Below are 24,187 nucleotides of genomic sequence, written 5' to 3' on the forward strand. Positions count from 1 at the left end.
ATCCCGGGTTCCCCGGCCCCATCCGGCTCTCGGCGCGTGACGGCCGTCGCCTGTCGCCAGGCAGCGGCGGCCGTTCGGTCACGTCATCGGGAGAACGGCCCACTGGGAACCACGTCGGCTGTGCCTTCGCCGGCCGGACGTCGCACAGCCGTGGCGGGGCAGGGCACCGACGGCGGGAGCCCGACGACGAGTCTGCCGGCACGTCGATGGCCGGGCCGATCGGCGCGCCGGACTCGCCGGAGGTCCACCCCTGGTGCATTGGTCATCGGCCCGTGGGGACGTAGTCATACGGACCGGCCGCCCATGGGAACGCGGAAACACGCCGACGGCATGACGACCGCGACCCCGTCGCCACAAGGCACGGCACGACGACGACCGTGGCACCGTACGAAAACTCCCATGCGAGCGGTGAGGCTCGAGGGAGCACTACTCGCCGGACATGAGAGAGCAACCCGGCGGGAACGTCCCCGCCGGGTCACTCACCTGGCGATCAGAACCGGGTCAACGCCGCCCACGGCGGTCGTCCTCGCCGTCATCGTCGTCGACGACCCCGTAATCGGCGTAGCGATCAGCCAACTCTTCGTAAGGGTCATGCTCGTCACTGTGGCCGGAATCGTCGGCGTCCACGACTCCGAGCTCCGCGCGCAGGCGCTCAAGATCCGTCCCGCCGCTGTTGTACTTCAGCTGACGGGCGACCTTGACCTGCTTGGCCTTGGCTCGGCCGCGCCCCATTGGCTCGACCCCCTCATGCGGGGTCGTGCCCGACCCCTCGTCACTAACGCACCGCGCACCGACGCCACCTGACTTCAGGCGTCAGTCTCTCGTTCGCCTATTACCGTACCTGGTTTGTGCGCCGCTCGGTACGTCGTACGAGCGGCGGCGGTCAGCGCCGGAGCCAAATACCCCTTAGCCGACCGATTTCTGACATTCTCCGCTCTGCCAGCCTATCCGCTGCGACCGCGGGAGGAACGCCTTCCTCCTCGGCCGAGCGGAAGATCTTCAAGGTCGTGTCGAAGATCCTCGCGGCCCGGGCGCGGGCCCGATCCAAGTCGAAGCCCTCGATCTCGTCGGCCACCTGGATGACCCCGCCCGAGTTCACGACGTAGTCCGGCGCGTACAGGATGCCCCGCTCGGCGAGCTGCTTCTCGACGCCGGGATGGGCGAGCTGGTTGTTGGCTCCGCCGCAGACGATCCTCGCCTTGAGCCGGGGGACGGTCTCGTCGTCCAGCGCGCCGCCGAGGGCGCAGGGCGCGTACACGTCGATGTCGGACGCCGCGAGCGTGGCGGCGTCGGGCACGGCCTCGACCGCGGGGTGGCGCCGGCGCACCCGCTCGACGGCCTGCTCGTCGACGTCGCAGATCACGACCTCGGCCCCGTCCTCGATCAGGTGGTCGACCAGGCGGTGGCCGACCTTGCCGACCCCCTCGACCCCGACCCGCCTGCCGCTCAGGGAGGAGGCGCCGTACACGTGGTCGGCGGCGGCCCGCATGCCCTGGAACACGCCGAACGCGGTGAGGATGGAGGAGTCGCCGGCGCCGCCGTGGGCCTGGGTGCGGCCGGTGACGTAGGAGCACTCGCGCGCCACCACGTCCATGTCCTCGCTGTAGGTGCCCACGTCGCAGGCGGTGTAGTAGCGCCCGCCCAGCGACTGGACGAACCTGCCGTAGGCCCGCAGCAGGGCCTCGCTCTTGTCGGTGGCGGGGTCGCCGATGATGACGGCCTTGGCGCCCCCGTGGTCGAGGCCGGCCAGCGCGTTCTTGTAGGCCATGGCCCGCGAGAGGTTGAGCACGTCGGCGAGCGCGGCCTGCTCGCTCTCGTAGGGATAGAACCGGGTGCCGCCGAGCCCCGGTCCGAGGGCGGTGCTGTAGATCGCGATGATGGCGTAGAGGCCGCTTCGCTCGTCGGAGCAGAAGACGACCTGCTCGTGTCGCACCGGCTGGACGGGGTTCGCGTCGTCGCCCGAGCCGGAGTCCTTGTGGGACAGCCCGAAAACGTCGGTCACGGTGGTGACTCCTGATCGTGTACGCCGCCTCGTTGCGGCGATCGGACTTCAGCTTATCCGATACACCCGCGAAACGATCATGAAAAGCCGGGATGGTGCTGCACATGCGTCCGCCGACGTGGCACGATTCTGGTGTGCTCCCCTACGCCGCCTATCTCCGTGTGTACGAGCCGCTGACCGCTTTCGCCCCTCAGGATCAAGCTCGGTGGGCCCGGTACGCCGAATCACGCGACCGGCCGCGCCGGGCGGGGGCGCTCGAGGTCGAACACGGCGAGGCGGTCCGCCGCCTGCTGTCGGTCCCGCCGCTGCCGGCGCCCGAGCGGGAGAGCCCCAACGCGTACCTGCGCCGGGTCGAGGAAACGCTGTACGTCTGTCCCTGGCAGAGCAGGCTGCGCTCGTGGCTGGCTTTCGCGTCGTTCCGCGGGAGCGTGCCGGTGAAGCTGGCCTCCCGGTTCGTCCCCCAGGCCATCGCGGAGCAGACCGCCGACGACTTCGACCGGTTCAAGCGCGGAGAGCGGTCCCTGCGCACCCACATTCGCACGGGCGCCTGGCATGTGCCGATCTCGTGGTTCGTGCCGTTCGACTCGGCCGAGCGGTGGCTCGTGCTGGGCTCCGAGCAGCCGGCCGAGCCGGGCGCGCAGACCACCGCCGCCCCACCCAGGAACATGCTGTACGTCACCTCGATGGCGCAGGCCCGCCGCCGGGTCGCCCGCGCGCTGGTGGTGATTCGCAGGCACGTCGGGCAGGTGGCGGCCCTCACCGAGGTCGAGGAGGTGGGCCGCTGGCTGGAGGAGTTCCATCCCCACTCGCTGGTGGAACTCGACTACGGCGGCCTCGTCCATCTGATGGACGACAGGACCCTGCAGGGCGACCAGTCCGTCGCCGAGGTGGCGACGGCCCTCGCGGGTTTGGACAACGGTCAGGAAGAACTTGCCTTCGCGATGTATCAGCGGGTGATTCTCCGCTGGAGGTCGATCCGGGCCCTTGAGTCGGCAAACTGACGGTCATGAACATGGCCCGACCTGCCGATTCTGGTCATGACATAGTCGATCTCACATCTACGAACTGAGTAGTTTGCCGTTTTCACTGCGATACCACGAAACGTGTCGCTAGAATCACCCAGCGTGACATCAACCCGTGGTCGAGACGTTGTGCCCTAAGGGCTCGCCAATCGCGCTACGTGGCTGTATGGTCACATCGGGTGATGCCGTAAATGATCCTAGAAACCGCACGTTTTGGATCATTGAAGGACATCCGTGACAGTGCCACGACCGACAAGATTTACCCGATCGGAGCGGTCCAGAGAGGTGCACCGCACAGCGGCGGAGGAGGAGCCCGTAGCGGAGAGCTACGAGCCCGCCTCACCGCCGTCGGACGCCACTCTGAGCGACGCGACGGGCAGAGATTGCCGGCTGGGGCACTTGCGCCAGACAAGTCGCAGGATCGCTGCCGGCGGTCCACACGGAGGAGAGGCCGCACAAATGTCAGCTCGTACACCCGAGGCCGAGCCACTGCTCACCCCGGCGGAGGTCGCCACGATGTTCCGCGTCGACCCCAAGACCGTGACCCGGTGGGCGAAGGCGGGCAAGTTGACGTCCATCCGCACCCTCGGCGGTCACCGGCGCTACCGGGAGACCGAGGTCCGAGCGCTGCTCGCGGGGATTCCGCAGCAGCGGTCCGAGTAGGACGTGGCCGTCACGCCAGGGGGGAACAACGGCGCGCTCGCGTCGGGGATGTGAGCGCGTCCACCATCGGACACAACGAGGGGACCGCCGGCCGCAACCGGCACGCACTGTCCGCAGCTGCCCCGCAGGGGGCGCGGGTCAGGGCCCGGTCGTCCTCGTCTGCTTCCGGCTGCCTCAGCCGGAGGCGGCAAGCCGTCCCTCGGGGACGGAGGTGTCACGCTCCCATGACCGCTACCCCGTCATGGGAGGAATCTGGGGTCGGCGCCGCCCGCCCGGCGCCTCCCCGCGTGAACGCCCGGTCCTTCCGCCTCTCCCGGCGGTTCCCCCCTTTCCCCATGCGTACGTCCTGACCGCCGTACGTTGGGGCGCTCTCCGGACGTCCCGGGGCTTTCCTTACGGTTCAGGGAACGGCCTCACGGTTCGTGGCGGGGAGCAGGGTCTCCAGCAGCACCCGCACCCCGGGATCGTGCCCGCTCGCCGTCCGCAGGAGCGCGACCATCTGGTCCACCAGCAGACGCTCCAGCTCGGCTCGCTTCATGTCACGGTGCTCCAGCCAGTCGAGGCCGGCCGTCTCCACCGAGGCGACCCACGACCTCAGCGTGACGCGCAGCGCCGGACCGGGCGCGTCGACCCCCATCTGATGAACGATCATGCGCAGCATGCGCTGGCGCACCCCGTCGACGATCTCGCCGATCTCTCCGGCACGGTTGGCCGGGCCTCCCCTGAGCAACGCGGCGAAGCCGGCCGCGTGCTCCTCGACGAAGTCGAAGTAGCGCGTCAGCCCCGAGCTGAGCTGCTCCAGCGGCCCGCCCTCGCCCTGCGGCTGTAACCGTGCCCGCAGTTCGGCCGCCGCGCTGCGCAGGGCCGCCACGTAGAGCTCCTGCTTGCCGCCGAAGTAGTGGTAGACGAGCGCCCGCGACGCGCCCGCGGAAGCCGCCACGTCGTCGATCGAGACGTCCTCGGCGTCGTGCCTGCTGAACAGCTCGAGCGCGGCGGCGATGAGTTCTTCCCGCCGCCGGTCGACGCTGAGCCTGCGGCGCGCCGGCCGTGCACCGTCTTCCGCTTGGCGAGTGGCACCCACACTCCGCACCCTAGCGAATCGTCCCTCAATGAGGGGGACCGGCCGGATCAAGGGTTTCCCCGCGAACCCCCTCCCGGCTCCGCCTCCCTACCCAGCGTCCGGCTAACCTTCCCAACGCCCGATTAGAGGAAGGATCGTGTCTTAGCACGATCAACCCGTACCCTCTGGGCAACTCGATCGTTTGGTGTGTCAGGTGCACGTCCACGCATCGTGGGGAGAACCATGTCAGGACCGTCCATGCAGACCACTGCCCGGAAAGACGTCGGGGTCGATATCCCTGCCGGCGGACTGTCCGATGGGTTCAGCCCACGGCCCCGCCCAACCATCCGCAACGTGGCCGAGCGCGCAGGAGTTTCCAAATCGCTCGTGTCTCTCGTGCTGCGGGGCTCCCCGCATGTGAGCGAGCACCGCAGGGAGGCCGTCCTCCAGGCCGCCCGGGAGCTCGGCTACCGCCCCAACGCGGTCGCCCGCAGTCTGGTCGAGGGGCGGACCCACCTGGTGGGCGCGCTCGTGGCCGACCTGCACAACCCCTTCTACGCGGAGTTCCTCGACGGCCTGCAGGAGAGCCTGCACGGCGACGGGCTGCGGCTGCTCATCGGCAGCGGCCGCTGGGACCCGGCGTTCGAGGACGAGGCCGTCGAGGCCTTCCTGGAACTGCGGGTGGACGGACTGGTCCTGCTCGGGGTCGCGCCGTCCAGCGACACGCTGGCCGAGGCGTCCGCCTACACGCCTACCGTGGTGGTGGGCGAGCGCGACGTCGAACTCGAGGGCGTGGACATCGTCGTCGACGACGACCAGCTCGGCGCCCGCTTCGCCGTCGACCACCTCGTGGAGCTGGGGCACCGGCGCATCGCCCATATCGAGGGCGCGCCGTCGTCGGCCGCCCGGTGCCGCTGCGAGGGCTACCTGGTGGCCATGCGCCGCCACGCGCTCGCGCCGTACATCATGGTGGAGCACGGCGACTTCAGCGAGGAGGGCGGCCGGCGTGCGGCGCTGGCGCTGCTGAAGCGCGAGCCCCGGCCGACGGCGATCTTCGCGGCGAACGACATCGTGGCCATGGGCGTGCTGACCGCGGCGAGCGAGCTGGGACTGCGGGTGCCCGAGGACCTGTCGGTCGTCGGGTACGACAACACGCACCTCGCGTCCGTCACCCACATCTCGCTGACCAGCGTGGACCAGCCCCGGCGGGCCATGGGCCGCTCGGCGGCGGCGTTGCTGAGCGACCGCATCACCGAGCCGGGCAAGACCGCGCGACTGCGGCAGGTGAGCCCGCAGCTCGTCGTACGGCGCAGCACCGGGCCGGCCCCAAGCGGTGACCAAAGCTAGGTCAATCACCGACGTGTCCCCTCGCGGCGGGTGTTGACTTCAGCCGTGGCGCCGGCCCCCCGGCGGGTCGCGGAAGGGCTGCCCGCGGGCCGGCGACCGGGAATCGGGGGGATACATGCGTGATCCTGAGTTGGTCTCGTGCGCACAGCGGGCCGCCGGTGAACTGGAGCGGGCCTGGGCCTACTGGAGGGAGAGCCGGGGGCTCGGCAGCGAGGACGTCGCCGAGTCGGTGGCGAGCTACGTCGCCCACTCGATCGACCACCCCTGGGGACGGCCCCGCGTGGTGCTGGGCCTGGACGCCGAGGACGCCCGTGAGCTGGCCGCTCTCCTGCACCGGCAGGAGGTCCCCGAGCCGGCGTGGGCGGGCAGGTTTCCGGCATAACGGTCTGATCACGACTCTGTTCCGGTTAGGTTGGGGAGACTGCACCTCCGGGAAGGGATTTCGACCGTGATCAGACGACCACTCGCCGCCGCAGCACTGGCCCTGTGCGGGGTCGGAGCCGTCGCCTGCGGCGGCGCTGAGGTCTCCGACACGGGGGCCTCCGCCCCCGTCGCCGTCACGCCCCAGGTCGGGCAGCCGGCCGCGACCCAGAACCGGGCGGCCGACCCGGCGGGGCAGGGAGCGTCCCAGCCCGCCGGGTCCGAGACGGACATCACGACCGTCCCCGACACCCGTACGGCCGCCGCCGCCTCCGAGACCGCCGCCAAGCCGCTGGCCGGAAAGCGCGTGGTGATCGATCCCGGCCACAACAGCGGGAACTACCGCCACGCCCGGGAGATCAACAAGCTTGTCGACATCTCCAACCAGAAGAAGGCCTGCGACACGACCGGCACGTCGACCAACGACGGCTACACCGAGGCGGCCTTCACCTGGGACGTGTCCAACAAGCTCGCGAAGCTCCTGAAGGCCCGGGGGGCCACGGTCACGCTCACCCGCTCGAGCAAGACCGAATGGGGTCCCTGTATCAACCAGCGGGCCGCCATCGGCAACGAGAACGACGCGGACGCGGCGATCTCCATCCACGGCGACGGCGCGGCGGCGAACCTTCGCGGATTCCACATCATCATGCCGAAGAAGATCGGCGGGCCGGTCGACGCGGTCGTGGACGACTCGGCGCGGCTCGGCAAGGACGTGCGCGACGCCTTCCATGACGGCACCGGCCTGCCGTACTCGAACTACATCGGCAAGCAGGCGCTGAACTACCGCAGCGACCTCGGCGGGCTCAACCTGTCGAAGGTGCCGAAGATCTTCATCGAGTGCGGCAACATGCGGAACGCGGCCGACGCCGCCAAGTTCAAGAACCGTGAGTTCCGCCAGCGGATGGCCGAGGCACTGGCGCAGGGCCTGGAGAAGTACCTCACCTCCGCCCGCTGACCGGACCCTCGCCGGGGGTGGCCGCCGGGTTTCGATGGGGCGCCGGCGGCTTCCGAAGGGCTCTCAGGGGATCCCAGGAGGGCTGTGGACGGGGTGACGGTGCTGTCCGGTGCTGTCGGTGAGATTTGGCATCATCGGCGGCATGGACCACCTGCTTCCCCTGCCGAGGCTGGCCGAGACCGGCTCCGGGTCTGCCGAGATCGCACCCGGTTCCGCCGTGTCGGGCCCGGCCCCGCTCGCCGACGCCGTACGGCTCGCGCTCCCCGTGCTCGACCTGAGGCCCGGCGACGCCGCCACGGCGGCCGTACGGGTGGCTGAGGACCCCCGGCTCGGGCCGGAGGCGTACGCGTTGACGATCGCGGGCGACGGCGTGCACATCACGGCCGGGGACCGCGCGGGGGCCTTCTACGCCGGGCAGACGCTGCGGCAGTTCCTGCCGGCCGAGGCGTTCCGGTCGGCCCTCGCGCCCGGGACGTCCTGGACGGTCCCCTGCGGGCGGGTGGAGGACGCGCCGGGCTTCTCCTGGCGCGGCGCCCACCTCGACGTGGCGCGCAACTTCCTGCCCAAGCGGGAGGTGCTGCGCATGATCGACCTGATGGCGCTGCACAAGCTCAACCGGCTGCACCTCCACCTGGCCGACGACCAGGGCTGGAGGGTGGAGAGCAGAGCATTCCCGCTGCTGCACGAGGTGGGTTCGCACCGCCCGCGGACGATCACCAGCCACAGGGGGGAGGAACCCGCCTTCGACGGCGTCCCCCACGGCGGCCACTACACGCTGGCCGACCTCGCGGAGATCGCGGCGTACGCCCGGGCACGGGCGGTCACCGTCGTGCCGGAGATCGACGTGCCGGGGCACGCCTCCGCCGTGCTGGCCGCCTACCCCGCGCTGGCCTCCCGGCCGCAGGAGCGCTACGAGGTGCTGGACCGGTGGGGCATCTCGCCGGCGATCCTGTCCCCGCTCCCGGCGACCGTCGACTTCCTGACCACCGTGTTCGCCGAGATCGCCGGCGCGCTGGGCGACGTGCCGTACTTCCACATCGGCGGCGACGAGTGCGTGCTGGACGACTGGGCGGCGTCGGCCGAGATCTCGGCCTACCAGGCGTCGCTCGGCCTGGAGAGCGTGGGCGACCTGCACGCGTGGTTCCTGCGGCGGCTCGCCGACGCGCTGGCCGAGCGCGGCAGCCGCACGGTGGTGTGGGACGAGGCGTTCGTCAGCGGCAGGCTGCGGCCGGACACGATCGTCATGCCGTGGCGCGGCGAGCACGTCGGGCGCCGGGCCGCGGCGGCGGGGCACGACGTGGTGGCGACGCCGGTCTTCCCGATGTACTTCGACTACGCCGAGGCGGCCTCGCCCGAGGAACCGGCCGGGCTGGGGGACGCGATCACCGTGGCCGACGTGGCGGCCTTCGCCCCCGTGCCGCCGGCGTGGCCGGAGGAAGACCGGGCCCGGGTGATCGGCGTCCAGTTCCAGCTGTGGAGCGAGCGCATCCCGGACGGGCGGACGCTCGACTACCGCGCCTGGCCCCGGGGCTGCGCGGCGGCCGAGATCGCCTGGACCGGCGGCCCGACCGGGACCGAGGGTTTCTTCCGCCGCCTCGACGCCCACCTCGCGCGGCTTGACGCGTTCGGCGTGGAATACCGCCCGCTCTCCGGCCCCCGGCCCTGGCAGCGGGGCGGCACCGGATGGCGCCGCCACCGCCCGGGCGCCGTCGCGGTGCACGACGTGATGCGCCACCTGCACGAGCTCAGCCTGTCGGCCGACTCCACCCGGCCCAGCATGTGACGCCGCACCGCTTCCAACACCGCACCGCCTTCCAACGCCGCGCCGCCGTCAACGCCGCGCCGCCTCGGCGACCCGCCGCACACGGGGCCGGTCGCACAGCACGTCGGTGCTGTCGACGTACTGGTCCACCGCGCCCGTGAGAGGCAACCGCCGCACCTCCGGATCGGTGATGGTCTCCAGCAGCGCCTCGGTGAAGCGCTCGGCGCGCAGCACCCGGTAGGGCCGCTCGTGATAGGGCCTGGTGCGCGGATCGACGGGCGCAGTGAGACCGAGGGCGTTGTGCAAGGCCGCGAGTGCCTCGTAGGCGGTGGCGAGGTGGCGCTCGCGCTCCCGCCGGTCGGTGGCCGACACGGCCGCCCTGAGCACGGGCGCCAGAGCGGGGCCGCACGGCAGGGCGGCGAAGGCGCTGCCCAGCCACTTGCCGTACGGCGGGTAGCGGCGGTGCATGAGCAGGGCGAGCCGGATGAGATCCCGCACCAGACGGGCGCAGATGACAGCGGAGCCCAGTTCGTCGCCGGCCTCGCCGGCGCGGCCCACGAACGCCTCCTCCTGGGCGATCCGCCGCCACTGGCAGGCCAGGACGTAGCGCCAGACGTCGCCGGGATACCAGGCGAGACGCCGCCGGACCGGCAGGAGCAGGCCCAGGCCGTCGTGGAAGACCTCTCCCGCCGTGATCTCCGCGAGCGTCTGGGTGGGTGTCGCCAGCCAGTCGGACAGGCCGACGCCCGCGATCGGATCGAACCCGAGGTGCCCGGTGAGCCACGCGGTCAGATCGGCCACCACCACTCCGTGCCGGAGCGGTCCGTCCGTCGTCTCCATCCGGCGGGTGCCGTCGGCCCCAATCGGGCCGAAGTTCGTGGGGTAGCCGAGGAACCGCGGCGGCAGGTTCTCGGCGAGCGCGGCGTCCACCGCCTCGCCGTGGGCGGCGGCGTCCTCACCACTCAGGAACAGCTGCAGCCGAGGGCCCCAGTCGTGGTCGGTGGACCGATCGCTGTCATACCCGAGCACCTCGGAGCCCGGGCCGAGGAGGGCCGCCGTGTAGATGAGGCCGCCAGAGCGCCGCGCCAGCAGCGGCGCCGCTGCTTCCAGGTAGAACCGCCGCGACAGCTCCAGTCCGCGCACGTGCCCGTTCCCCATGGGCGACATCCTCCGCGGGCTCCGTCGCGCGGGGCAACCGGCTTTCCCCGGTGTGACCCTCTGCCCGGCACCGGCCGGCGCAGGCGCTCCGGCGCGCGGCGGGGACGCGGCGGGGACGCGGCGGGGCGGGGTGTCAGGTTCCGTCGAGGACCTCGGCGACGATGGCGGCGGCGATCTTCTCCGCGTCCAGGCCCTCGTGGGCGTCGATGACCTCGCGAATCCTCGTCGTGAGGAGCTGGTCGGCGTGCGCGGCGTCGCCGATGTGGCGGGCGGCCACCGCGACGGCGGCCGCGAGCTCGTAGGCCTCGTCCGGGCCGAGACCTTGGGGGTCGGCCTCCACGAGGACGCGTGCGCCGTTCTTGGGCGAGACGCGGACCCGCCACCGGCCGGACGTGCCGGAGACCGACAGGGTGTCCTTCCGCAAGGCGGGCGGGAACAGGACGACGGCCATCCGGCCCGCCGCGGCGAGGATCCGCTCGGCGAGCCTGCGGGCGTCCTTCTTGGCGACGACGACTCTCGCGGAGCGGTTGACGATGCTCACCGAGTCACCGCTGTCCGCCACGGCGATCCGCTCGCCGTCGGCCTGGTCGTAGATGGCGCTCATGCGTGGGGGGCCGCTCGCTTGGCAGTTTGTCGGGGCGGGCTGTGATACTCCCGCCCATGCATGATCTCGTACTTTCCGGGAACATGATCGCGGCGTGTTCTCCGGGCCCGGGCCGTCACGGGCGGCGGACATGAGGATGTCCGACCGGTTCAGCCTCCGCCCGAACCCGGAAGACGAGCTCGTCGAGCCACCCCTTGCAGTCGACGTACGGCAGGCCGGCGGCCCCCGGCCCACCGGACAGGGCACGCCGGGCGGATCGCTCGGAATCGGCGATGAAGTAGTCGACCAGAACGCCCATGCCGGACACCTTATCGATCACGGCGAGGGCCGGGCCGGGGCTCAGGCGAGGGTGTAGCCGGCCTCCTCGACGGCCTTGCGCACCGCGTCGTCGGCGACGTCGCCGGAGACGTCGAGGCGGCCGCTGTCCAGGTCGACCTCGACGCCGGTGACCCCGGGGATCTCACCGACCTCCTCCTTGACCGAGCTCACGCAGTGGCCGCAGGTCATGCCCCGCACGGTGTAGGTCTTCACGCTCATGCCGATCTCCATATCCGGGGTGGGGGAACTCATGCGGTGCGGCCGACGATCTCGCGGACCGAGCCGTACCCGTGCCGCCGCAGCCGGCGGGCGAGCTGCCGGTTGATCCGGGACGGCCACAGGGGGCCCTCGTAGATCAGACCGGTGTATCCCTGCACGAGGGTGGCGCCGGCCAGCAGCCGCTCCCAGACGTCGTCGACGTCCTCCACGCCGCCGACGGAGACCAGCGTGAGCCGGTCGCCGGCCTTCTGACGCAGGCGGCGCAGCACCTCCAGGGAGCGGGCCTTGAGCGGCCGTCCGGACAGGCCGCCCGCCTCGGTGCTCGCGACGCCCTCGCGGCTGATCGTGGTGTTGGTCGCGATGACGCCCGCCAGCCCGAGCTCGGTGGCGAGCTCGGCCACGGCGTCCACGTCCTCGTCCGCCAGGTCCGGCGCGATCTTCACGAGCAGCGGGGTGCGCCCGGCCGCCTCCTTGACCGCCGCGAGCAGCGGCCGCAGGCGGTCCACGGCCTGCAGGTCGCGCAGGCCCGGGGTGTTGGGCGAGCTCACGTTGACCACGAGGTAGTCGGCGAGCGGCGCCAGCCTGCGGGCGCTGTCCACGTAGTCACGCACGGCCTCGGACTCGGGCACGACCTTGGTCTTGCCGATGTTGACGCCGACCACGGCCGGGATGTGCCGCACCCTGCGCAGGCGCTTGGCCGCGGCCGCCGCCCCGGCGTTGTTGAAGCCCATCCGGTTGATGATCGCCCGGCTCGCCGGCAGGCGGAACAGCCGCGGCCGCGGGTTGCCGGGCTGGGCGTGCGCGGTGATCGTGCCGACCTCGACGTATCCGAAGCCGAGCGCCGAGAGCGGCTCGGCACATCCGGCGTCCTTGTCGAACCCGGCGGCGAGCCCGAACGGCGAGGCGAAGTGGACGCCGAACGCCTGCACGCGCAGCGACTCCGCCCTCGGCGCGAGCAGCCGGTGCAGCAGCCGCACGAGGGGCGGGAACATCCCGAGCAGGCGGAGCAGCCTGATCGTGACGTGGTGGACGGCCTCGGCGTCGAGGCGGCTCAGGACCTGCGTGAACACGAGTCGATACATCACGGCAAGACTATCGCCCGGTCACGGCGCACCTCGGCGCGCCGGGCCCCCGGCCGTACGTCCGGTCAGTTGTGCCGGGGCCGGGCCTCGGCCGTGGGCTGGGGCAGCGGCACGTGTGACGCCGTACGGACGGACAGCATCGCGTCGAAGCCCAGCAGCCGCAGCAGCCGCAGCACGAGCCCGGTGGGGCGGACGAAGGTCACATCGCCGCCCCACTCCCGCACGCACGCGTCGGCCCACAGGAGGCTCCGCGCGCCCGCGCAGTCGAGGAAGCCGACCCCGGCCAGGTCGACCTCGACATGCCCGGGCCGGTACGTCCCCAGCGTCTGCCGCATGCAGGCGCGGAACTCCGGCACCCCCGACACGTCGAGGTCGCCGCTCACGGACACGTGGATGCCGGTTTCAGACGACGTGGTCTGGATTCGCAACATTCCTCGGGTTCTGCTCGCCCAGCAGCTCCGCCGCGAGCTCGGATACCTTCCGTCTGCTGTCCCTGGCCTGCTTGCGCAGCCCGGTGAACGCCTGCGAGGCCGTCAGGTCGTGCTTGCCCATGAGATAGCCGACGGCACGCTCGATCACGACGCGGTAGTCCAGCGCGTACTGGAGCTGGTCGGCGAGCACCGCCTTCTCGTCCGCCTCCATCGACGCCACGAGGACCTGCTCGATCACGTGGGCGTAGGCGTGGAGGGCCTGGGTGTCGCTCTCCTGCCACTCGTGCGGCGCGTCCTGGTAGACGTTCAGGGTGCCCACGGGCACGCCGCCGAGCCGGATCGGCACTCCCGCCACCCCGCGCACCTCGGGGTGCAGCAGCTCACGCAGGGCCGGCCATCGCCGGTCGGCACGCACGTCGACGGTCGTCACCGCGGTGTCACCCACGTACGCCGCCACGCACGGGCCCTGGGCCGTCACCGCCTGAGCGCGCTCGAGGCTGCGGCCACGCTCGTCAGTGGCGAAGAGATAGCGGAGTGTGCGGTCCTCCTCGGCGAACATCAGCCCGGCCCCGGAGTATCCGAAAAGCCGGTCGACCACTTGGACGATGCGCTCAAGGTGGTGCACGATCCCGGTCGCCGCCCTGTCCTTCTGCAGACGTCTCAGGCTGGCGACTAGAGCCTCAGGATCGATATGGGTCATTCCGTATCCTCTCGTGAACCTCACCTCGCACCGCCGTGGCCTGTGGGAGAGGTGCCGATTCGGCCATCACAACTGCCCGAAGGGGGCTCGATCAGTCCTGATCTCTGCCAGGACCTGGAGAACGATGACCATCAGCTCGCCGAGACGGGAACCGGCCTGCGCCTCCGCGCGGTCCCAGACCCGCCCGTCGCGGGCGTAGAAGTCCAGGACGCCGATGAGTTCGCGATCCTCGATGAGCGGTACGGAGAGGACGGCCCGGACCGGCGGGGCGTGGACGGCCACGTGCGGGAACCCCATGGGGCTCGCGGCGTGCAGGTCGTGGATCGCGACGAGGCCGCCGCTGGCGGCGCTTTCGATGGCGGGACCGTCGCCCACGGACTCCTGGGCGGACTCCAGCAGTACGCCGTCGTCGTCGGTCGCCCCGACCGCGCGGAGGCGGTCCTGACCGTCGAGCAGCATCAGCGCGGCGCCGTCGACCCCGAACAGGCCGGCCATGCCGGTGAGGACGTTCTCGAGAACGGACGACGCGTCCAATGCCATCGCGAGCCCACTTTCAAATGATGAAGCGGCCGCGGACACAGGGCGGAGTGGTGCTAAGCCTAGTGGGCTCCGGGCGGTTTTGACGCGCTCCTCGATTTGAAGAGCAGACGAATCCGCCCTCCCGTACGGCGGGTGGGGAGCCGTACGGGAGGGCGGATCGGTTCGAGAGGAAGTGGAGGTGAGGTCATTGGCCCCGGAAGGCGCCGGCCTCGTAATGGTCGCGGCGCGGCCGCGGTCCGGGACGCCCGAGGCGTCAGCGCTTGGCCTTCTTGCCCTCGGGCGTGACGGCGTACCACTCGCCGCCGAAGTCGTGCAGGTTCTGGCCGAGCACGTCCCCGGCCTTCTGGTCCTTGGCGTAGTAGTAGAGCGGGTGCTTGTTGTAGGTCACCTGCGTGCTGCCGTCCTCCCGCCGGATCGTGCCGAGCAGGTTGGCGCGCGCGCCCGTGCCGGCCTGGGGCGCGCCCGCGGTGAGCACGGGCGGCCACGCGGCGGCGCAGGCCTGGGTGCAGGTGGTGGCGCCGCCCTTGTCCTTGGTGAACAGGTACACCGTGCGGCCGTCCACGCCGACCAGCACGCTGCCGAGCGACGTGGGCGCCGCGTCGATGCGCGCGGGCCCCGTGGGGGACGCCTGGACGGGGGAGGTCGGCGACGCCGGGACGCCGGCGGACGGCGTCGTCCCCGAGGGGTTCTCGGAGGGCTCGGGCGTCTGCGACTCGTTGAGCTGGTCGTTGGCGACGCGGCTGGCGCCCTCGTCGCCGGCACCGCCGCATCCGGCGGCCAGCAGGCTGATCGCGACCGCGCCGGCATACAGCAGTTTCCTCATGTTCGGCCTCCTGGGAAGTGAGCAATGCGGCTCCCAGGAGACACGCGGTGACGCCGGCCCCGCCGCAGGACGCCAAGATCCGGGACAGGGCTTTGCCGTTTCGTGGGTTCCGCCTCACCGACCTCGCGACTCCCGCACGGCACACCCGCGACGCTTTGCGGATGAACCGCCGGTCTCGGGGAAATCGGAGTAAGCCGTACGGCTGCGGCGGTGCGCGCCGACACGTGAACCGATCGCGAGGGAGGTGCCGAGATCCCGGGCGCGTGCGGTGCGATGCTGAGGCTGCGACGCCCGCCGGCGAAGCCGTCCGGCGCGTGGAAACGTCCCCGGCGAACCGCCCCCGCCCGATCTCACGACAACCCCGTTCGCACGACAGACAAGGAGCCGTCCGGATGGCCGAGCACACGCAACCGCCCATCGTCGACGTGGCCGAGCTGAGGCGCCGCCTCGGCCGTACGGGAGTGTGGCTGTCCTCTCTGGCGGTGACCCCGGCGGCCCGGGTCAGGAAGGCCGCCGCGGAGATCGAGGAGCTCGGATACCCGGCCCTGTGGGTCGGCGAGACCCCGGCCGGACGGGAGGCGTTCACGCACGCCGCGCTGTTGCTGTCGGCGACCGAGCGGCTGCGGGTCGCCACGGGCATCGCCAACATCTGGGGCCGCGACGCCGTCGCCGCCGCCAACGGCGCCGCGACCCTGGCGGAGGCGTGGGACCGGCGGTTCGTGCTCGGCCTGGGCGTCAGTCACAAGCCTCTGGTGACCGGTCGCGGGCACGACTACTCCGCGCCGCTCTCGTACATGCGGGACTACCTCGACGCGATGGACCGGACGTCCTTCGGGGCGCCGCTCGCCGAGACGCCGCCCCGGCTGCTGGCGGCGCTGCGGCGCGGGATGCTCGAACTGGCGGCCGAGCGCGCGCAGGGAGCGCACCCCTACTTCGTGCCGCCCGAGCACACCGCGAAGGCGCGCGAGATCCTGGGCCCCGCCCCGGTGCTGGCACCCGAACAGGCGGTGGTGCTCGAAACCGACGCCGGCCGCGCACGGGAGATCGCCCGCGAGCACGTCGCCGGCTATCTGGCCCTGCCCAACTACGTGAACAACCTCCGTGAGCTGGGCTTCTCCGACGACGACTTCGCGGACGGGGGAAGCGACCGGCTCGTCGACGCGATCGTGGTCCGGGGCGAGCCGGAGGCGATCGCCGAGCGGGTACGCGCCCACCACGACGCGGGGGCGGATCACGTGTGCGTCCAGCCGCTCGCGGACTCGGTCGACGTCCAGATCGAGCATCTGCGGCTGCTGGCCCCCGCCCTCCTGGGATGACGACGTGACCGCGGCGGCTCCCGGGCGGGGGCACGGGAAGGACGGCCGGCAGGACCCTCTCGCGCCGCCCGACCCGACGGGCCTGGAGACGTGGATACGCCAGGTGCTCGGCCTGGCCGGCGCCCGGGCTTCGGCGTTCGCCCCGCCCCCGCCCCCACCTCCGGCCCCGGCCGCCGGACGGGGGTCCCAGGAGGAGACCGACGGCCCGGGCGCCGCGGGGCAGGGCGGGTAGAGCGCCGGGTGGTCGGGCCGCCGGGCAGGGCGAGGGATCGCCCGTGGTCACGCCGCCTGGCTCACCTGCCGGGCCAGCCGTTCGAGGCTCTCGTCCAGCGCGTGCTCCACCGCCTCGGCCGGGGGCGTGTGCCCCTCGTCGAAGAAGGACAGGTGGACGGTCACGTCGCTGCTGCCGTCGTCGATGCCGGCCACCTGCAGCCATCCCGCGTACCGGTCCACGTCACGCGTGCCCCACTCCATCCGCAACTGCTCCCGCTCGGCCCGCAGCAGCGCGCGCTCGTCCTGCCCCGTCTCGTCCTCGTGGACGGTGACCGCGGGCGGCTCCTCGGCGCGTACGTGCAGGTCGCGGGGCATCCAGAGATCGAGTTTGCCGACGTCGGACGCCTGGCTGAACACCTGGTCGGCCGACGCGGGCATCCTGCGCGAACGCTCGAACTCGCTCATATCCGTCACTCCTCCCTCTGGTCGGCGTACATCGCCCCTACCCGCGACGGCCCACTCCATCCGGCGGCGGGGGGAGAACGGACCCCGCGCGGGCCGGGCCGTGGCGGCGGCGTAGGGTCCGGTGCATGACCGATCATTACGATGTCGTGGTCCTCGGCGCCGGACCCGGCGGGTACACCGCCGCGGTCCGCTCGGCCCAGCTCGGGCTCAGCACGGCGGTCGTCGAGGAGCGCTACTGGGGCGGCGTCTGCCTCAACGTGGGCTGCATCCCCTCCAAGGCGCTGCTGCGCAACGCCGAGCTCGCCCACATCCTGACGAACGAGACCAAGACGTTCGGCATCCAGGCGGACGGCCCGATCACGCTCGACTACGGCGCGGCCTTCCGCCGCAGCCGGCAGGTCGCGGACGGGCGGGTCAAGGGCGTCCACTACCTGATGAAGAAGAACGGCATCACCGAGTACGACGGCCGGGGCACTTTCACCGGTCCGGACAGCATGGAGGTGCGCGGCGCGGACGGCTCGGTGCGCACCGTGACGTTCGACCACTGCATCATCGCGGCCGGGGCGACGACCCGCCTGCTGCCGGGCACGTCCCTGTCCGAGCGCGTGGTGACGTACGAGGAGCAGATCCTCAGCGAGGCCCTGCCGGACAGTGTGATCATCGCGGGGGCCGGGGCCATCGGCGTCGAGTTCGCGTACGTGCTGCACAACTACGGCGTGAAGGTCACGATCGTCGAGTTCCTCGACCGGATGGTCCCGCTGGAGGACCAGGAGGTCTCGGCGGAGCTGGCGCGGCGCTACCGGCGGCTCGGCATCGAGGTGCTGACCTCCACCCGGGTCGAGTCGATCGACGACAGCGGCGACAAGGTGCGGGTCACGGTCTCCAGGAACGGCGAGACCTCCGTGCTGGAGGCCGGCAAGGTGCTGCAGGCCATCGGCTTCCAGCCGCGCGTCGAGGGATACGGCCTGGAGAACACCGGCGTGCGGCTGACCGAGCGGGGCGCCATCGCCGTGGACGGCCGCTGCCGTACCAACGTGCCGCACATCTTCGCCATCGGGGACGTCACCGCGAAGCTCATGCTGGCCCACGCCGCCGAGTCGATGGGCGTCATCGCCGCCGAGACGATCGCGGGCGCGGAGACGATGGAGCTCGACTACGTGATGATCCCCCGGGCGACCTACTGCCAGCCGCAGATCGCGAGCTTCGGCTACACCGAGGCCCAGGCGCGCGAGCAGGGCTTCGACGTGAAGGTGGTCAAGTTCCCGTTCACGGCCAACGGCAAGGCGCACGGCCTGGGCGACCCGACCGGGTTCGTCAAGGTCCTCAGCGACGCGAAGTACGGCGAGATCCTCGGGGCCCACCTCATCGGGCCCGAAGTGACCGAGCTGCTGCCGGAGCTGACCCTGGCCCAGCAGTGGGACCTCACGGTGCACGAGGTGGCGCGCAACGTCCACGCCCACCCGACCTTGGGCGAGGCGGTGAAGGAGGCGATCCACGGCCTGGCCGGACACATGATCAACATGTGAGCCGGTCAGCGCCGGTGGCGGCCGGTCAGCCGCCGGTGGGCGGTCCGTCAGCGCCGGGGGCGACGCTCCTCCCATGGCCGCGACACCGCGCGGCCCCGGACAGCAGGAGCGCGACATGACGACCCCATCGGTTCTGATCTCCGGCGCGAGCATCGCCGGGCCCGCCGTCGCCTACTGGCTGCGCCGGCACGGCTTCGCACCCACCGTGGTCGAGCGGGCCCCCGCCCTGCGCGAGGGCGGCCAGGCGGTCGACTTCCGGGGGGCGGTCCACATGAACGTGCTGCGGCGGATGGGCGTCCTGGACGAGATCCGCCGCCTGCGCACCGATCCCGGCCCGCTGCGGGTGGTCGACTGGCGCGGTGAGCAGGTCGTCGCGCTGCCCGCCGAGTTCACCGGCGGCGAGGTGGAGATCCCGCGCGGCGACCTCGCCCGCGTGCTGTACGACCGGACCAGGGACGACGTGGAGTACGTCTTCGGCGACTCGATCGAATCCATGACCGAGACCCCGGACGGGGTGGAGGTCGCTTTCGAGCGCGGGGCGCCCCGGACGTTCGACCTCGTGATCGGCGCCGACGGCCTGCACTCGAACGTGCGGCGGCTGGCCTTCGGCCCCGAGTCGCGGTTCGTGCGGCCGTCCGGCTACCACGTCGCGATCTACAGCGCGCCGGACCACCTCGGTCTCGTCCGCGAGACGTTGCTCTTCAACGAGCCCGGCCGGGGCATATCGGCCGCGAGCACCCGTGACGCCGGCACGGCCGGGGTGATGTGCGTCTTCCGCGCCGACGGGCTGGAGTTCGACCACCGCGACGTGGCGCAGCAGAAGAAGATCCTCGTGGACGCGTTCGCGGGAGGGGGCTGGGAGACCGACCGCCTGCTTCAGGCCGTGCCCGACGCGTCCGACTTCTACTTCGACTCGATCAGCCTCGTCCACATGGACCACTACACCCGCGGGCGGGTCGCGCTGCTCGGCGACGCGGGCTACGGCGCCACCTGCGGCGGCATGGGTGCGGGCATGGCCGTCGTGGCGGCGTACGTGCTGGCGGGCGAGCTCGCCGCCGCCCGCGGCGACCACCGCGCCGCGTTCCCCGAGTACGAGCGGCTGATCCGAGGGTTCGCCAAGGCGTGCCAGCGGGTCGCGGGCAACGCGGGCCCCTTCCTCGCCCCGCCGACACGCGGCGCGATCCGGCGGCGCAATCTGTCCTACCGGATGCTCACCGCCGGGCCGCTGGCGCGGGTGCTCGACAAGATGAGCACCAAGGCGGCCACCTCGATAACGCTCCGGGATTACGCGGCCTGAAATGCGGAAATGCCGATTACCGAACACGCATTCGGCTTTCCGTGACTATTCATTAGGGAATACTCTCCGCTCCGTCGATGAATGCTCGGCTACTCTGGCGAGAAGGCCGTGCGCGAAACGCCGTGGCCGCGTACGGGCGAACAATGCGAGGCGGCCCGATGGCGAGGGACGACGCGGAGAACACCGGCTCCCGGGTCGGCGCGAGCACGTTGATGGCACTCATGCGCGAACTGGTCTTCCCGCCGTGCGTGATCGAACGCTCCTCGGTCGTGCCGCAGGACGTCACCCGGCGCGAGAACGACGCGGAGCACTCCTTCGCCCTGGGCCTGGCCGCGGTCTGCCTCGCCCCGCTGATCGACGAAACCCTGGACCCGGGGCGGATCGCCAGGTACGCGCTGGTCCACGACCTGCCGGAGGTACACGCGGGCGACGTCTCCGTCTACGCGGGCCCGGCGGAACGGGAGAAGAAGGCCGTCCGCGAGGAGGAGGCGCGGGAGATCATCACCCGCGACTTCGGCCGGACGTTTCCCTGGCTCGTCGAGGACCTGTACGGCTACAAGGCGCAGCGCGACCCGGAGAGCAGGTTCGTCTACGCGCTGGACAAGCTGCTCCCCCACGTCAACGTGCTGCTGGCCGACCATCACCCGCTGCGCCCGACCTGGGCCGCGTACAAGCGCACCGAGATCACGGCCAGGCGGAAGATACGCATGAGCTGCCCGGCACTGCTGCCGTTGTTCGACGAGCTGTGCCGGGAGTTCGCGCGGCGCCCGCACCTGTTCTCCGGTGGGGTCTCACCTGCCGTGGGAGATGACGATGTTCGCGACGGCGAGCAGGGCCGCTCCGCAGACGGCGTACAGCACCCTCCAGGGCAGGCCGGCGCCCGGCCCGAGTATGGCGGGCAGGGCGACGAGGAAGGCCCCGGCGGCGCTGGCCGACACCCGCGTGAGGAGTCGCGACCGCGAGCGGCGCACGACCACCGGAAACCCGGCGCTCGTCGTCAGTGAGTCGCCCGCCGGAGCCGGGCCCGCCCGGGTGTCGACGGCCAGGCTGATCCCGACCCGCGCGAGCGCGTCGAAGCCCAGCGTCTCGGGCCGCAGCCAGAACTCCACCGTGTCGTAGCGCGACGCCACGTCGTAGGAGTCGTCGGACGCGATCTTCAGGAAGGTGCCGTCGGTCGCGCAGACGAGCCGCTTCGCGGCCGGCGTGTAGCCCTCGGAGTAGAAGCTGACCCGCATCTTCACCGTGTCGCCGTCGCTCAGGTGCAGCCGGCCCTCGGCGTCGAGCGCGCCCGTCCTGTCCCTGCTCAGCAGCGGTTCCTCCGTACGGACGAAGTAGGAGGAGCGGAAGGTGGGATGCCGCGCGAGCCGCCGGGCCACCCCGAGCCACGCGACGGGGTCGCCGCCCGGCCGCTCGTGCAGGTGGAGGTCGGGGAATCGGGTGGTGGCCGGATACCAGCGCCCGCCGTTGGCCTCCGCGAGCCTGTCCACGAACCAGCCGCCCTTGGCCCTGATCTCCGCCTCGGCCAGGGGGAACTCCTCCAGGTTCGCGTAGTCGTCCACCCGCAGCCGGAACACGGCCATGTCGGCGACGCAGGCGGTCGTCACGACCGTGGCGAAGCGTACGGGCACGACGAAGGGCTTCGCTTCGGACGACTCCCGGTCCGTCAGGAAGGCCACGAGGCAGCGCCGCCCGACGGCCGAGCCGTCCGCGATCGCCTGTTGCAGCACGCCCGCCACGTAGTCGGTCTCGTATCGGAACTGGATGATCGCCCCTCTGGGCAGGGCCAGCGCCGTCAGGACGTCCTCCGCGTACCTCCTCCTGCTGTCGGACGACAGCAGCAGCACCGAGGGCCTGACCCCGGTCATGCCAGGCGCCCTCTCCGCGGCCCGTGCCCTCATCGCGGCTCGTGCCCTCATCGCGGCACCTCCCGCAGGCGGTCCTCCATCGCGAGGAAACGCGGCCACACCCGGTCCTTCGGCAGTTCGTCGAGGCGCAGGCGCGCCGCGGTCTCGTACCGCAGCCCCCGGTCCGCGAGCGCCCGGTGCTCGCCCAGGACGATCGGCTCGCGGACGCCCTCCGACTGGTCGCCGGTGAGGTCGATGACGAACCGCCGCGGGTCGTCCGGCGGCCCGATCTCGACCCAGCAGTGGTGGCTCACGTCCTCGGCGTCGTCGCGGCCGACCCGCAGCCGCCCGTAGCAGTACACCGGTTCGAGCAGCAGGTCGGCGCGGAGCCTGCGGGCGAGCCAGACGGAGGTGACGCCGCACTGCCCCCGGGGGTCGCCCGCGGCGCCCGGCGGCTCCTGATACCGCGGATGGGCCGTGTGCTCCGACCAGCAGGGCGCCAGCATGCGGCGGTATCCGAGCAGGCGGTCCGTCCACTCCGGCGCGGTGAAGTCCGCCTTGACGGGTCTCACGTGGTCGCCGCCGGAGTGGGTCCGGTGCGACACCCTGATCAGGTCCCCGATCCCGGCGACGGACCGCTTCGCCGCCGCGGTGATGCCGAGGGCCATGAGCACGTTGTCCGGGGTGTCCAGGAGTTGCGGCACCGAATCACCAGATATCCGGCGCGTCTGGAAAAGGCCTTTGTCGTCGTAGCGATAAGCCACGGGTGACAAAGCGATCGGCGTGAATCCCGACGCGAGGAACGCGGTTCCGGCGAATCCGAGCATGGGGTTGTATGCGGTGATGACATAATCCCCGGCGTTTTCCGCCCTGATCTGCCGGACCGCCCGGGCGATCGTCAGGCTCATCAGGTTCGCCGGAATTCCCGCCAGCCCGTGCATTCGCGTCAGCACCGTTATCCGGTCCGGACTCACCTCCAGCCCGTGCCCGGTGAGCGCGTCCAGGACGTACTGGCGGTCGCAGCGCGAGAAGGCGACGTACGTGAGCGGCATCGTCGCGCCCGGCAGGAAGAGCCCGGACTGCGCGACGGTGTCGGCCCTCTCGCTGTGCAGGTAGTGCAGCCTCGACTGCACGAGATGGCCCACGCTGGGCCTGACGTCGGCGAAGCGCAGGCAGGTGCGGTAGCCGTCGGTGAACGACAGGCTCAGGTCCCGGTGCGCCTTGTCCACGTTGAGGAGGACGGAGGCATGCGCCTGGTACGCCGCGTCCTCCGCGGACTGGCGCACCTGGGCCGCCCGGACGACGGCCTGCAGCCGTATCTCCTCGTACACCTTGTCCGGAGACCAGCCGGCGATGGCCGTCCTGCTCAACCGGGGCAGGTGCAGTCTTACCTGGATCTCCAGGGTCCGGAGGTCGACTCCGACCGTCTCGGCGTCCGCGCGGATGCGCGTCCCCATCACGCCGACGAAGGTCTCGACATCCGGATCACGAAGCCCGTCCACTCGCGCGCCCTCGCTTCGCGCTTTCTCCCTTCGCGGCGTACGCGTGGTTCTGGGCACTTTTTCTCCCGCAATCCGCGAGAAGTCTGTCAGTGACGCCGTCAAGGATAGAACTCGAACCCACCCCTGTCAGGGCGCTCGCCGAGTTGGTATCAGCTTTTATCGGGGCCCACCTCGAATTAAGTGCGCTTTTCACCATCAAAGCCGCGAAGGCGGCAGATAGAGGCCCGCGAGCGCGTGTGCGGTCACCGCCATCTCGCGCCGCAGCTCGACCGGTTCCAGGACCTCCACCTCGGCCCCGAGCTTGAGGAACTCCGTCCGCGCGTGCGTCACCGACTCGATGGGCACGGTGGCGGTGATCCAGCCCCGCTCGTCCGGCGGGCTCGCCGTCTCGGCCACGGCGCCGGCGACGGCCGAGCTCATGACCTCCCCGAGCCGCTCCCGGCCCCGCGCGGACAGCCGGATCACCGCGTGTCCGCGGACCAGCCGCGACCGGAAGCCGGTCAGGTGCTCGCGCCAGTGTCCCGCCAGGTCGAAGCCCTCCGGGCGCTCGAACGTCTCGCCGGTCACCGTGAGCGCGAGGATCTGGCCGACGCGGTAGGTGCGCAACGCGCCGTCGCACCGCGCCACGAGATACCACTTCCCCGCCTTCAGGACCAGCCCGTACGGCTCCAGCCTCCGCTCGACCTCGCGGGGCTCCGTCCAGCGGCGGTAGCGGACGCGGACGACCCGGGCGTTCCAGACGGCCTCGGCGACCTCCGGCAGGTGGGGCGGCCGGTCGCCGTCGTAGTACCAGCCCGGCGCGTCGAGGTGGAAGTGCTCCCGCACGCGCCGCGTCTCCTCCCGCAGACCGGCCGGGAGCGCGGCCTCGATCTTCAGCTCGGCCGCGGCCAGCAGAGCGCCGAGGCCGAGATCCGCGGC

General features: G+C 71.6%; 26 protein-coding genes. 11 read left to right on the forward strand and 15 right to left on the reverse strand.

Annotated features, from left to right (window positions below):
• Nucleotides 1–501: 501 nt before the first annotated feature.
• Together AB0J39_RS06880 and AB0J39_RS06885 are read right to left on the reverse strand one after the other, a co-directional pair.
• Complete coding sequence (locus tag AB0J39_RS06880; RefSeq protein ID WP_169981816.1) at nucleotides 502–732, reverse strand: DUF3073 domain-containing protein; 231 nt, start codon at nucleotides 730–732, stop codon at nucleotides 502–504.
• A 151-nt stretch (nucleotides 733–883) separates the two neighbouring features.
• Nucleotides 884–2,002: a Glu/Leu/Phe/Val dehydrogenase dimerization domain-containing protein gene (locus AB0J39_RS06885; protein ID WP_363462481.1), complete on the reverse strand. Its 1,119-nt coding sequence runs from the start codon at nucleotides 2,000–2,002 to the stop codon at nucleotides 884–886.
• A gap of 134 nt (nucleotides 2,003–2,136) precedes the next feature.
• Between AB0J39_RS06885 and AB0J39_RS06890 the strand changes: the two genes are divergently transcribed.
• Both AB0J39_RS06890 and bldC read left to right on the forward strand, forming a co-directional pair.
• The gene (locus AB0J39_RS06890) at nucleotides 2,137–3,003 is read left to right on the forward strand and encodes a hypothetical protein (protein WP_363462482.1); all 867 of its coding nucleotides are present in this window, start codon (nucleotides 2,137–2,139) and stop codon (nucleotides 3,001–3,003) included.
• Between the two features lie 480 nt (nucleotides 3,004–3,483).
• Nucleotides 3,484–3,687 (forward strand): developmental transcriptional regulator BldC, encoded by a 204-nt coding sequence (bldC, locus tag AB0J39_RS06895; protein WP_013133571.1) that lies wholly within the window; start codon nucleotides 3,484–3,486, stop codon nucleotides 3,685–3,687.
• Between the two features lie 400 nt (nucleotides 3,688–4,087).
• Here the strand turns inward: bldC and AB0J39_RS06900 are convergent, their stop codons facing one another.
• Nucleotides 4,088–4,768, reverse strand: a complete 681-nt coding sequence (locus AB0J39_RS06900; protein WP_363462483.1) for a TetR/AcrR family transcriptional regulator — start codon at nucleotides 4,766–4,768, stop codon at nucleotides 4,088–4,090.
• A 222-nt stretch (nucleotides 4,769–4,990) separates the two neighbouring features.
• Between AB0J39_RS06900 and AB0J39_RS06905 the strand changes: the two genes are divergently transcribed.
• From AB0J39_RS06905 to AB0J39_RS06920, 4 genes are all read left to right on the forward strand, one after another.
• Nucleotides 4,991–6,094 (forward strand): LacI family DNA-binding transcriptional regulator, encoded by a 1,104-nt coding sequence (locus AB0J39_RS06905; protein ID WP_169981813.1) that lies wholly within the window; start codon nucleotides 4,991–4,993, stop codon nucleotides 6,092–6,094.
• Nucleotides 6,095–6,209: 115 nt separating this feature from the next.
• Nucleotides 6,210–6,476, forward strand: a complete 267-nt coding sequence (locus tag AB0J39_RS06910; protein WP_182907664.1) for a hypothetical protein — start codon at nucleotides 6,210–6,212, stop codon at nucleotides 6,474–6,476.
• A 66-nt stretch (nucleotides 6,477–6,542) separates the two neighbouring features.
• The gene (locus tag AB0J39_RS06915; RefSeq protein ID WP_363462484.1) at nucleotides 6,543–7,469 is read left to right on the forward strand and encodes an N-acetylmuramoyl-L-alanine amidase; all 927 of its coding nucleotides are present in this window, start codon (nucleotides 6,543–6,545) and stop codon (nucleotides 7,467–7,469) included.
• Nucleotides 7,470–7,587: 118 nt separating this feature from the next.
• The gene (locus AB0J39_RS06920; protein ID WP_363462485.1) at nucleotides 7,588–9,252 is read left to right on the forward strand and encodes a beta-N-acetylhexosaminidase; all 1,665 of its coding nucleotides are present in this window, start codon (nucleotides 7,588–7,590) and stop codon (nucleotides 9,250–9,252) included.
• Nucleotides 9,253–9,300: 48 nt separating this feature from the next.
• Here AB0J39_RS06920 and AB0J39_RS06925 read toward each other — a convergent pair whose 3' ends face one another.
• From AB0J39_RS06925 to AB0J39_RS06965, 9 genes are all read right to left on the reverse strand, one after another.
• Nucleotides 9,301–10,389 (reverse strand): DUF4037 domain-containing protein, encoded by a 1,089-nt coding sequence (locus AB0J39_RS06925; protein WP_363462486.1) that lies wholly within the window; start codon nucleotides 10,387–10,389, stop codon nucleotides 9,301–9,303.
• A 133-nt stretch (nucleotides 10,390–10,522) separates the two neighbouring features.
• Nucleotides 10,523–10,993: a hypothetical protein gene (locus AB0J39_RS06930; protein WP_363462487.1), complete on the reverse strand. Its 471-nt coding sequence runs from the start codon at nucleotides 10,991–10,993 to the stop codon at nucleotides 10,523–10,525.
• A 115-nt stretch (nucleotides 10,994–11,108) separates the two neighbouring features.
• Nucleotides 11,109–11,291, reverse strand: coding sequence for a hypothetical protein (locus tag AB0J39_RS06935; RefSeq protein WP_363462488.1), 183 nt, complete (start codon nucleotides 11,289–11,291; stop codon nucleotides 11,109–11,111).
• Between the two features lie 41 nt (nucleotides 11,292–11,332).
• A complete protein-coding gene (locus AB0J39_RS06940; protein WP_363462489.1) occupies nucleotides 11,333–11,530 on the reverse strand; it encodes a cation transporter in 198 nt (65 codons plus the stop codon).
• 29 nt (nucleotides 11,531–11,559) lie between these two features.
• Nucleotides 11,560–12,612 (reverse strand): quinone-dependent dihydroorotate dehydrogenase, encoded by a 1,053-nt coding sequence (locus tag AB0J39_RS06945; RefSeq protein ID WP_363462490.1) that lies wholly within the window; start codon nucleotides 12,610–12,612, stop codon nucleotides 11,560–11,562.
• A 65-nt stretch (nucleotides 12,613–12,677) separates the two neighbouring features.
• A complete protein-coding gene (locus AB0J39_RS06950; RefSeq protein ID WP_363462491.1) occupies nucleotides 12,678–12,995 on the reverse strand; it encodes an STAS domain-containing protein in 318 nt (105 codons plus the stop codon).
• A gap of 19 nt (nucleotides 12,996–13,014) precedes the next feature.
• Nucleotides 13,015–13,743: a GAF and ANTAR domain-containing protein gene (locus tag AB0J39_RS06955; protein ID WP_363462492.1), complete on the reverse strand. Its 729-nt coding sequence runs from the start codon at nucleotides 13,741–13,743 to the stop codon at nucleotides 13,015–13,017.
• Nucleotides 13,744–13,809: 66 nt separating this feature from the next.
• Nucleotides 13,810–14,283, reverse strand: a complete 474-nt coding sequence (locus tag AB0J39_RS06960; protein WP_363462493.1) for a GAF domain-containing protein — start codon at nucleotides 14,281–14,283, stop codon at nucleotides 13,810–13,812.
• Nucleotides 14,284–14,536: 253 nt separating this feature from the next.
• Nucleotides 14,537–15,106: a hypothetical protein gene (locus AB0J39_RS06965; RefSeq protein WP_363462494.1), complete on the reverse strand. Its 570-nt coding sequence runs from the start codon at nucleotides 15,104–15,106 to the stop codon at nucleotides 14,537–14,539.
• 392 nt (nucleotides 15,107–15,498) lie between these two features.
• Between AB0J39_RS06965 and AB0J39_RS06970 the strand changes: the two genes are divergently transcribed.
• Entirely contained in the window at nucleotides 15,499–16,422 is a 924-nt protein-coding gene (locus tag AB0J39_RS06970; RefSeq protein WP_363462495.1) for a TIGR03620 family F420-dependent LLM class oxidoreductase, read from the forward strand.
• A 4-nt stretch (nucleotides 16,423–16,426) separates the two neighbouring features.
• Complete coding sequence (locus AB0J39_RS06975) at nucleotides 16,427–16,654, forward strand: hypothetical protein (RefSeq protein WP_363462496.1); 228 nt, start codon at nucleotides 16,427–16,429, stop codon at nucleotides 16,652–16,654.
• A 47-nt stretch (nucleotides 16,655–16,701) separates the two neighbouring features.
• On the opposite strand, the gene AB0J39_RS06980 is transcribed toward AB0J39_RS06975, so the two are convergent.
• On the reverse strand, nucleotides 16,702–17,100 hold the full coding sequence (locus AB0J39_RS06980) for an SRPBCC family protein (RefSeq protein WP_363462497.1): 399 nt from the start codon (nucleotides 17,098–17,100) through the stop codon (nucleotides 16,702–16,704).
• Nucleotides 17,101–17,225: 125 nt separating this feature from the next.
• Between AB0J39_RS06980 and lpdA the strand changes: the two genes are divergently transcribed.
• From lpdA to AB0J39_RS06995, 3 genes are all read left to right on the forward strand, one after another.
• A complete protein-coding gene (gene lpdA, locus AB0J39_RS06985; protein WP_363462498.1) occupies nucleotides 17,226–18,626 on the forward strand; it encodes a dihydrolipoyl dehydrogenase in 1,401 nt (466 codons plus the stop codon).
• Nucleotides 18,627–18,741: 115 nt separating this feature from the next.
• The gene (locus AB0J39_RS06990) at nucleotides 18,742–19,923 is read left to right on the forward strand and encodes an FAD-dependent monooxygenase (protein ID WP_363462499.1); all 1,182 of its coding nucleotides are present in this window, start codon (nucleotides 18,742–18,744) and stop codon (nucleotides 19,921–19,923) included.
• Nucleotides 19,924–20,081: 158 nt separating this feature from the next.
• On the forward strand, nucleotides 20,082–20,927 hold the full coding sequence (locus AB0J39_RS06995; protein ID WP_363462500.1) for an HD domain-containing protein: 846 nt from the start codon (nucleotides 20,082–20,084) through the stop codon (nucleotides 20,925–20,927).
• Nucleotides 20,928–21,835: 908 nt separating this feature from the next.
• Here the strand turns inward: AB0J39_RS06995 and AB0J39_RS07000 are convergent.
• Together AB0J39_RS07000 and AB0J39_RS07005 are read right to left on the reverse strand one after the other, a co-directional pair.
• Nucleotides 21,836–23,269 (reverse strand): hypothetical protein, encoded by a 1,434-nt coding sequence (locus tag AB0J39_RS07000; protein WP_363462501.1) that lies wholly within the window; start codon nucleotides 23,267–23,269, stop codon nucleotides 21,836–21,838.
• Nucleotides 23,270–23,464: 195 nt separating this feature from the next.
• The coding region (locus tag AB0J39_RS07005; protein WP_363462502.1) for a WYL domain-containing protein at nucleotides 23,465–24,187 on the reverse strand (723 nt) is incomplete at its 5' end.

This window comes from Microbispora sp. NPDC049633, from assembly GCF_040675265.1.
GTDB lineage: Bacteria > Actinomycetota > Actinomycetes > Streptosporangiales > Streptosporangiaceae > Microbispora > Microbispora maris.

What these genes read in the sequence shown, in the direction of transcription:
- AB0J39_RS06880 (WP_169981816.1), bottom strand. Translation starts at nt 732, where the DNA reads ATGGGGCGCGGCCGAGCCAAGGCCAAGCAGGTCAAGGTCGCCCGTCAG.
- bldC (WP_013133571.1), top strand. Translation starts at nt 3,484, where the DNA reads ATGTCAGCTCGTACACCCGAGGCCGAGCCACTGCTCACCCCGGCGGAG.
- AB0J39_RS06905 (WP_169981813.1), top strand. Translation starts at nt 4,991, where the DNA reads ATGTCAGGACCGTCCATGCAGACCACTGCCCGGAAAGACGTCGGGGTC.
- AB0J39_RS06910 (WP_182907664.1), top strand. Translation starts at nt 6,210, where the DNA reads ATGCGTGATCCTGAGTTGGTCTCGTGCGCACAGCGGGCCGCCGGTGAA.
- AB0J39_RS06925 (WP_363462486.1), bottom strand. Translation starts at nt 10,389, where the DNA reads ATGGGGAACGGGCACGTGCGCGGACTGGAGCTGTCGCGGCGGTTCTAC.
- AB0J39_RS06930 (WP_363462487.1), bottom strand. Translation starts at nt 10,993, where the DNA reads ATGAGCGCCATCTACGACCAGGCCGACGGCGAGCGGATCGCCGTGGCG.
- AB0J39_RS06935 (WP_363462488.1), bottom strand. Translation starts at nt 11,291, where the DNA reads ATGGGCGTTCTGGTCGACTACTTCATCGCCGATTCCGAGCGATCCGCC.
- AB0J39_RS06940 (WP_363462489.1), bottom strand. Translation starts at nt 11,530, where the DNA reads ATGAGCGTGAAGACCTACACCGTGCGGGGCATGACCTGCGGCCACTGC.
- AB0J39_RS06945 (WP_363462490.1), bottom strand. Translation starts at nt 12,612, where the DNA reads ATGTATCGACTCGTGTTCACGCAGGTCCTGAGCCGCCTCGACGCCGAG.
- AB0J39_RS06955 (WP_363462492.1), bottom strand. Translation starts at nt 13,743, where the DNA reads ATGACCCATATCGATCCTGAGGCTCTAGTCGCCAGCCTGAGACGTCTG.
- AB0J39_RS06960 (WP_363462493.1), bottom strand. Translation starts at nt 14,283, where the DNA reads ATGGCATTGGACGCGTCGTCCGTTCTCGAGAACGTCCTCACCGGCATG.
- AB0J39_RS06965 (WP_363462494.1), bottom strand. Translation starts at nt 15,106, where the DNA reads ATGAGGAAACTGCTGTATGCCGGCGCGGTCGCGATCAGCCTGCTGGCC.
- AB0J39_RS06970 (WP_363462495.1), top strand. Translation starts at nt 15,499, where the DNA reads ATGGCCGAGCACACGCAACCGCCCATCGTCGACGTGGCCGAGCTGAGG.
- AB0J39_RS06980 (WP_363462497.1), bottom strand. Translation starts at nt 17,100, where the DNA reads ATGAGCGAGTTCGAGCGTTCGCGCAGGATGCCCGCGTCGGCCGACCAG.
- lpdA (WP_363462498.1), top strand. Translation starts at nt 17,226, where the DNA reads ATGACCGATCATTACGATGTCGTGGTCCTCGGCGCCGGACCCGGCGGG.
- AB0J39_RS06990 (WP_363462499.1), top strand. Translation starts at nt 18,742, where the DNA reads ATGACGACCCCATCGGTTCTGATCTCCGGCGCGAGCATCGCCGGGCCC.
- AB0J39_RS06995 (WP_363462500.1), top strand. Translation starts at nt 20,082, where the DNA reads ATGGCGAGGGACGACGCGGAGAACACCGGCTCCCGGGTCGGCGCGAGC.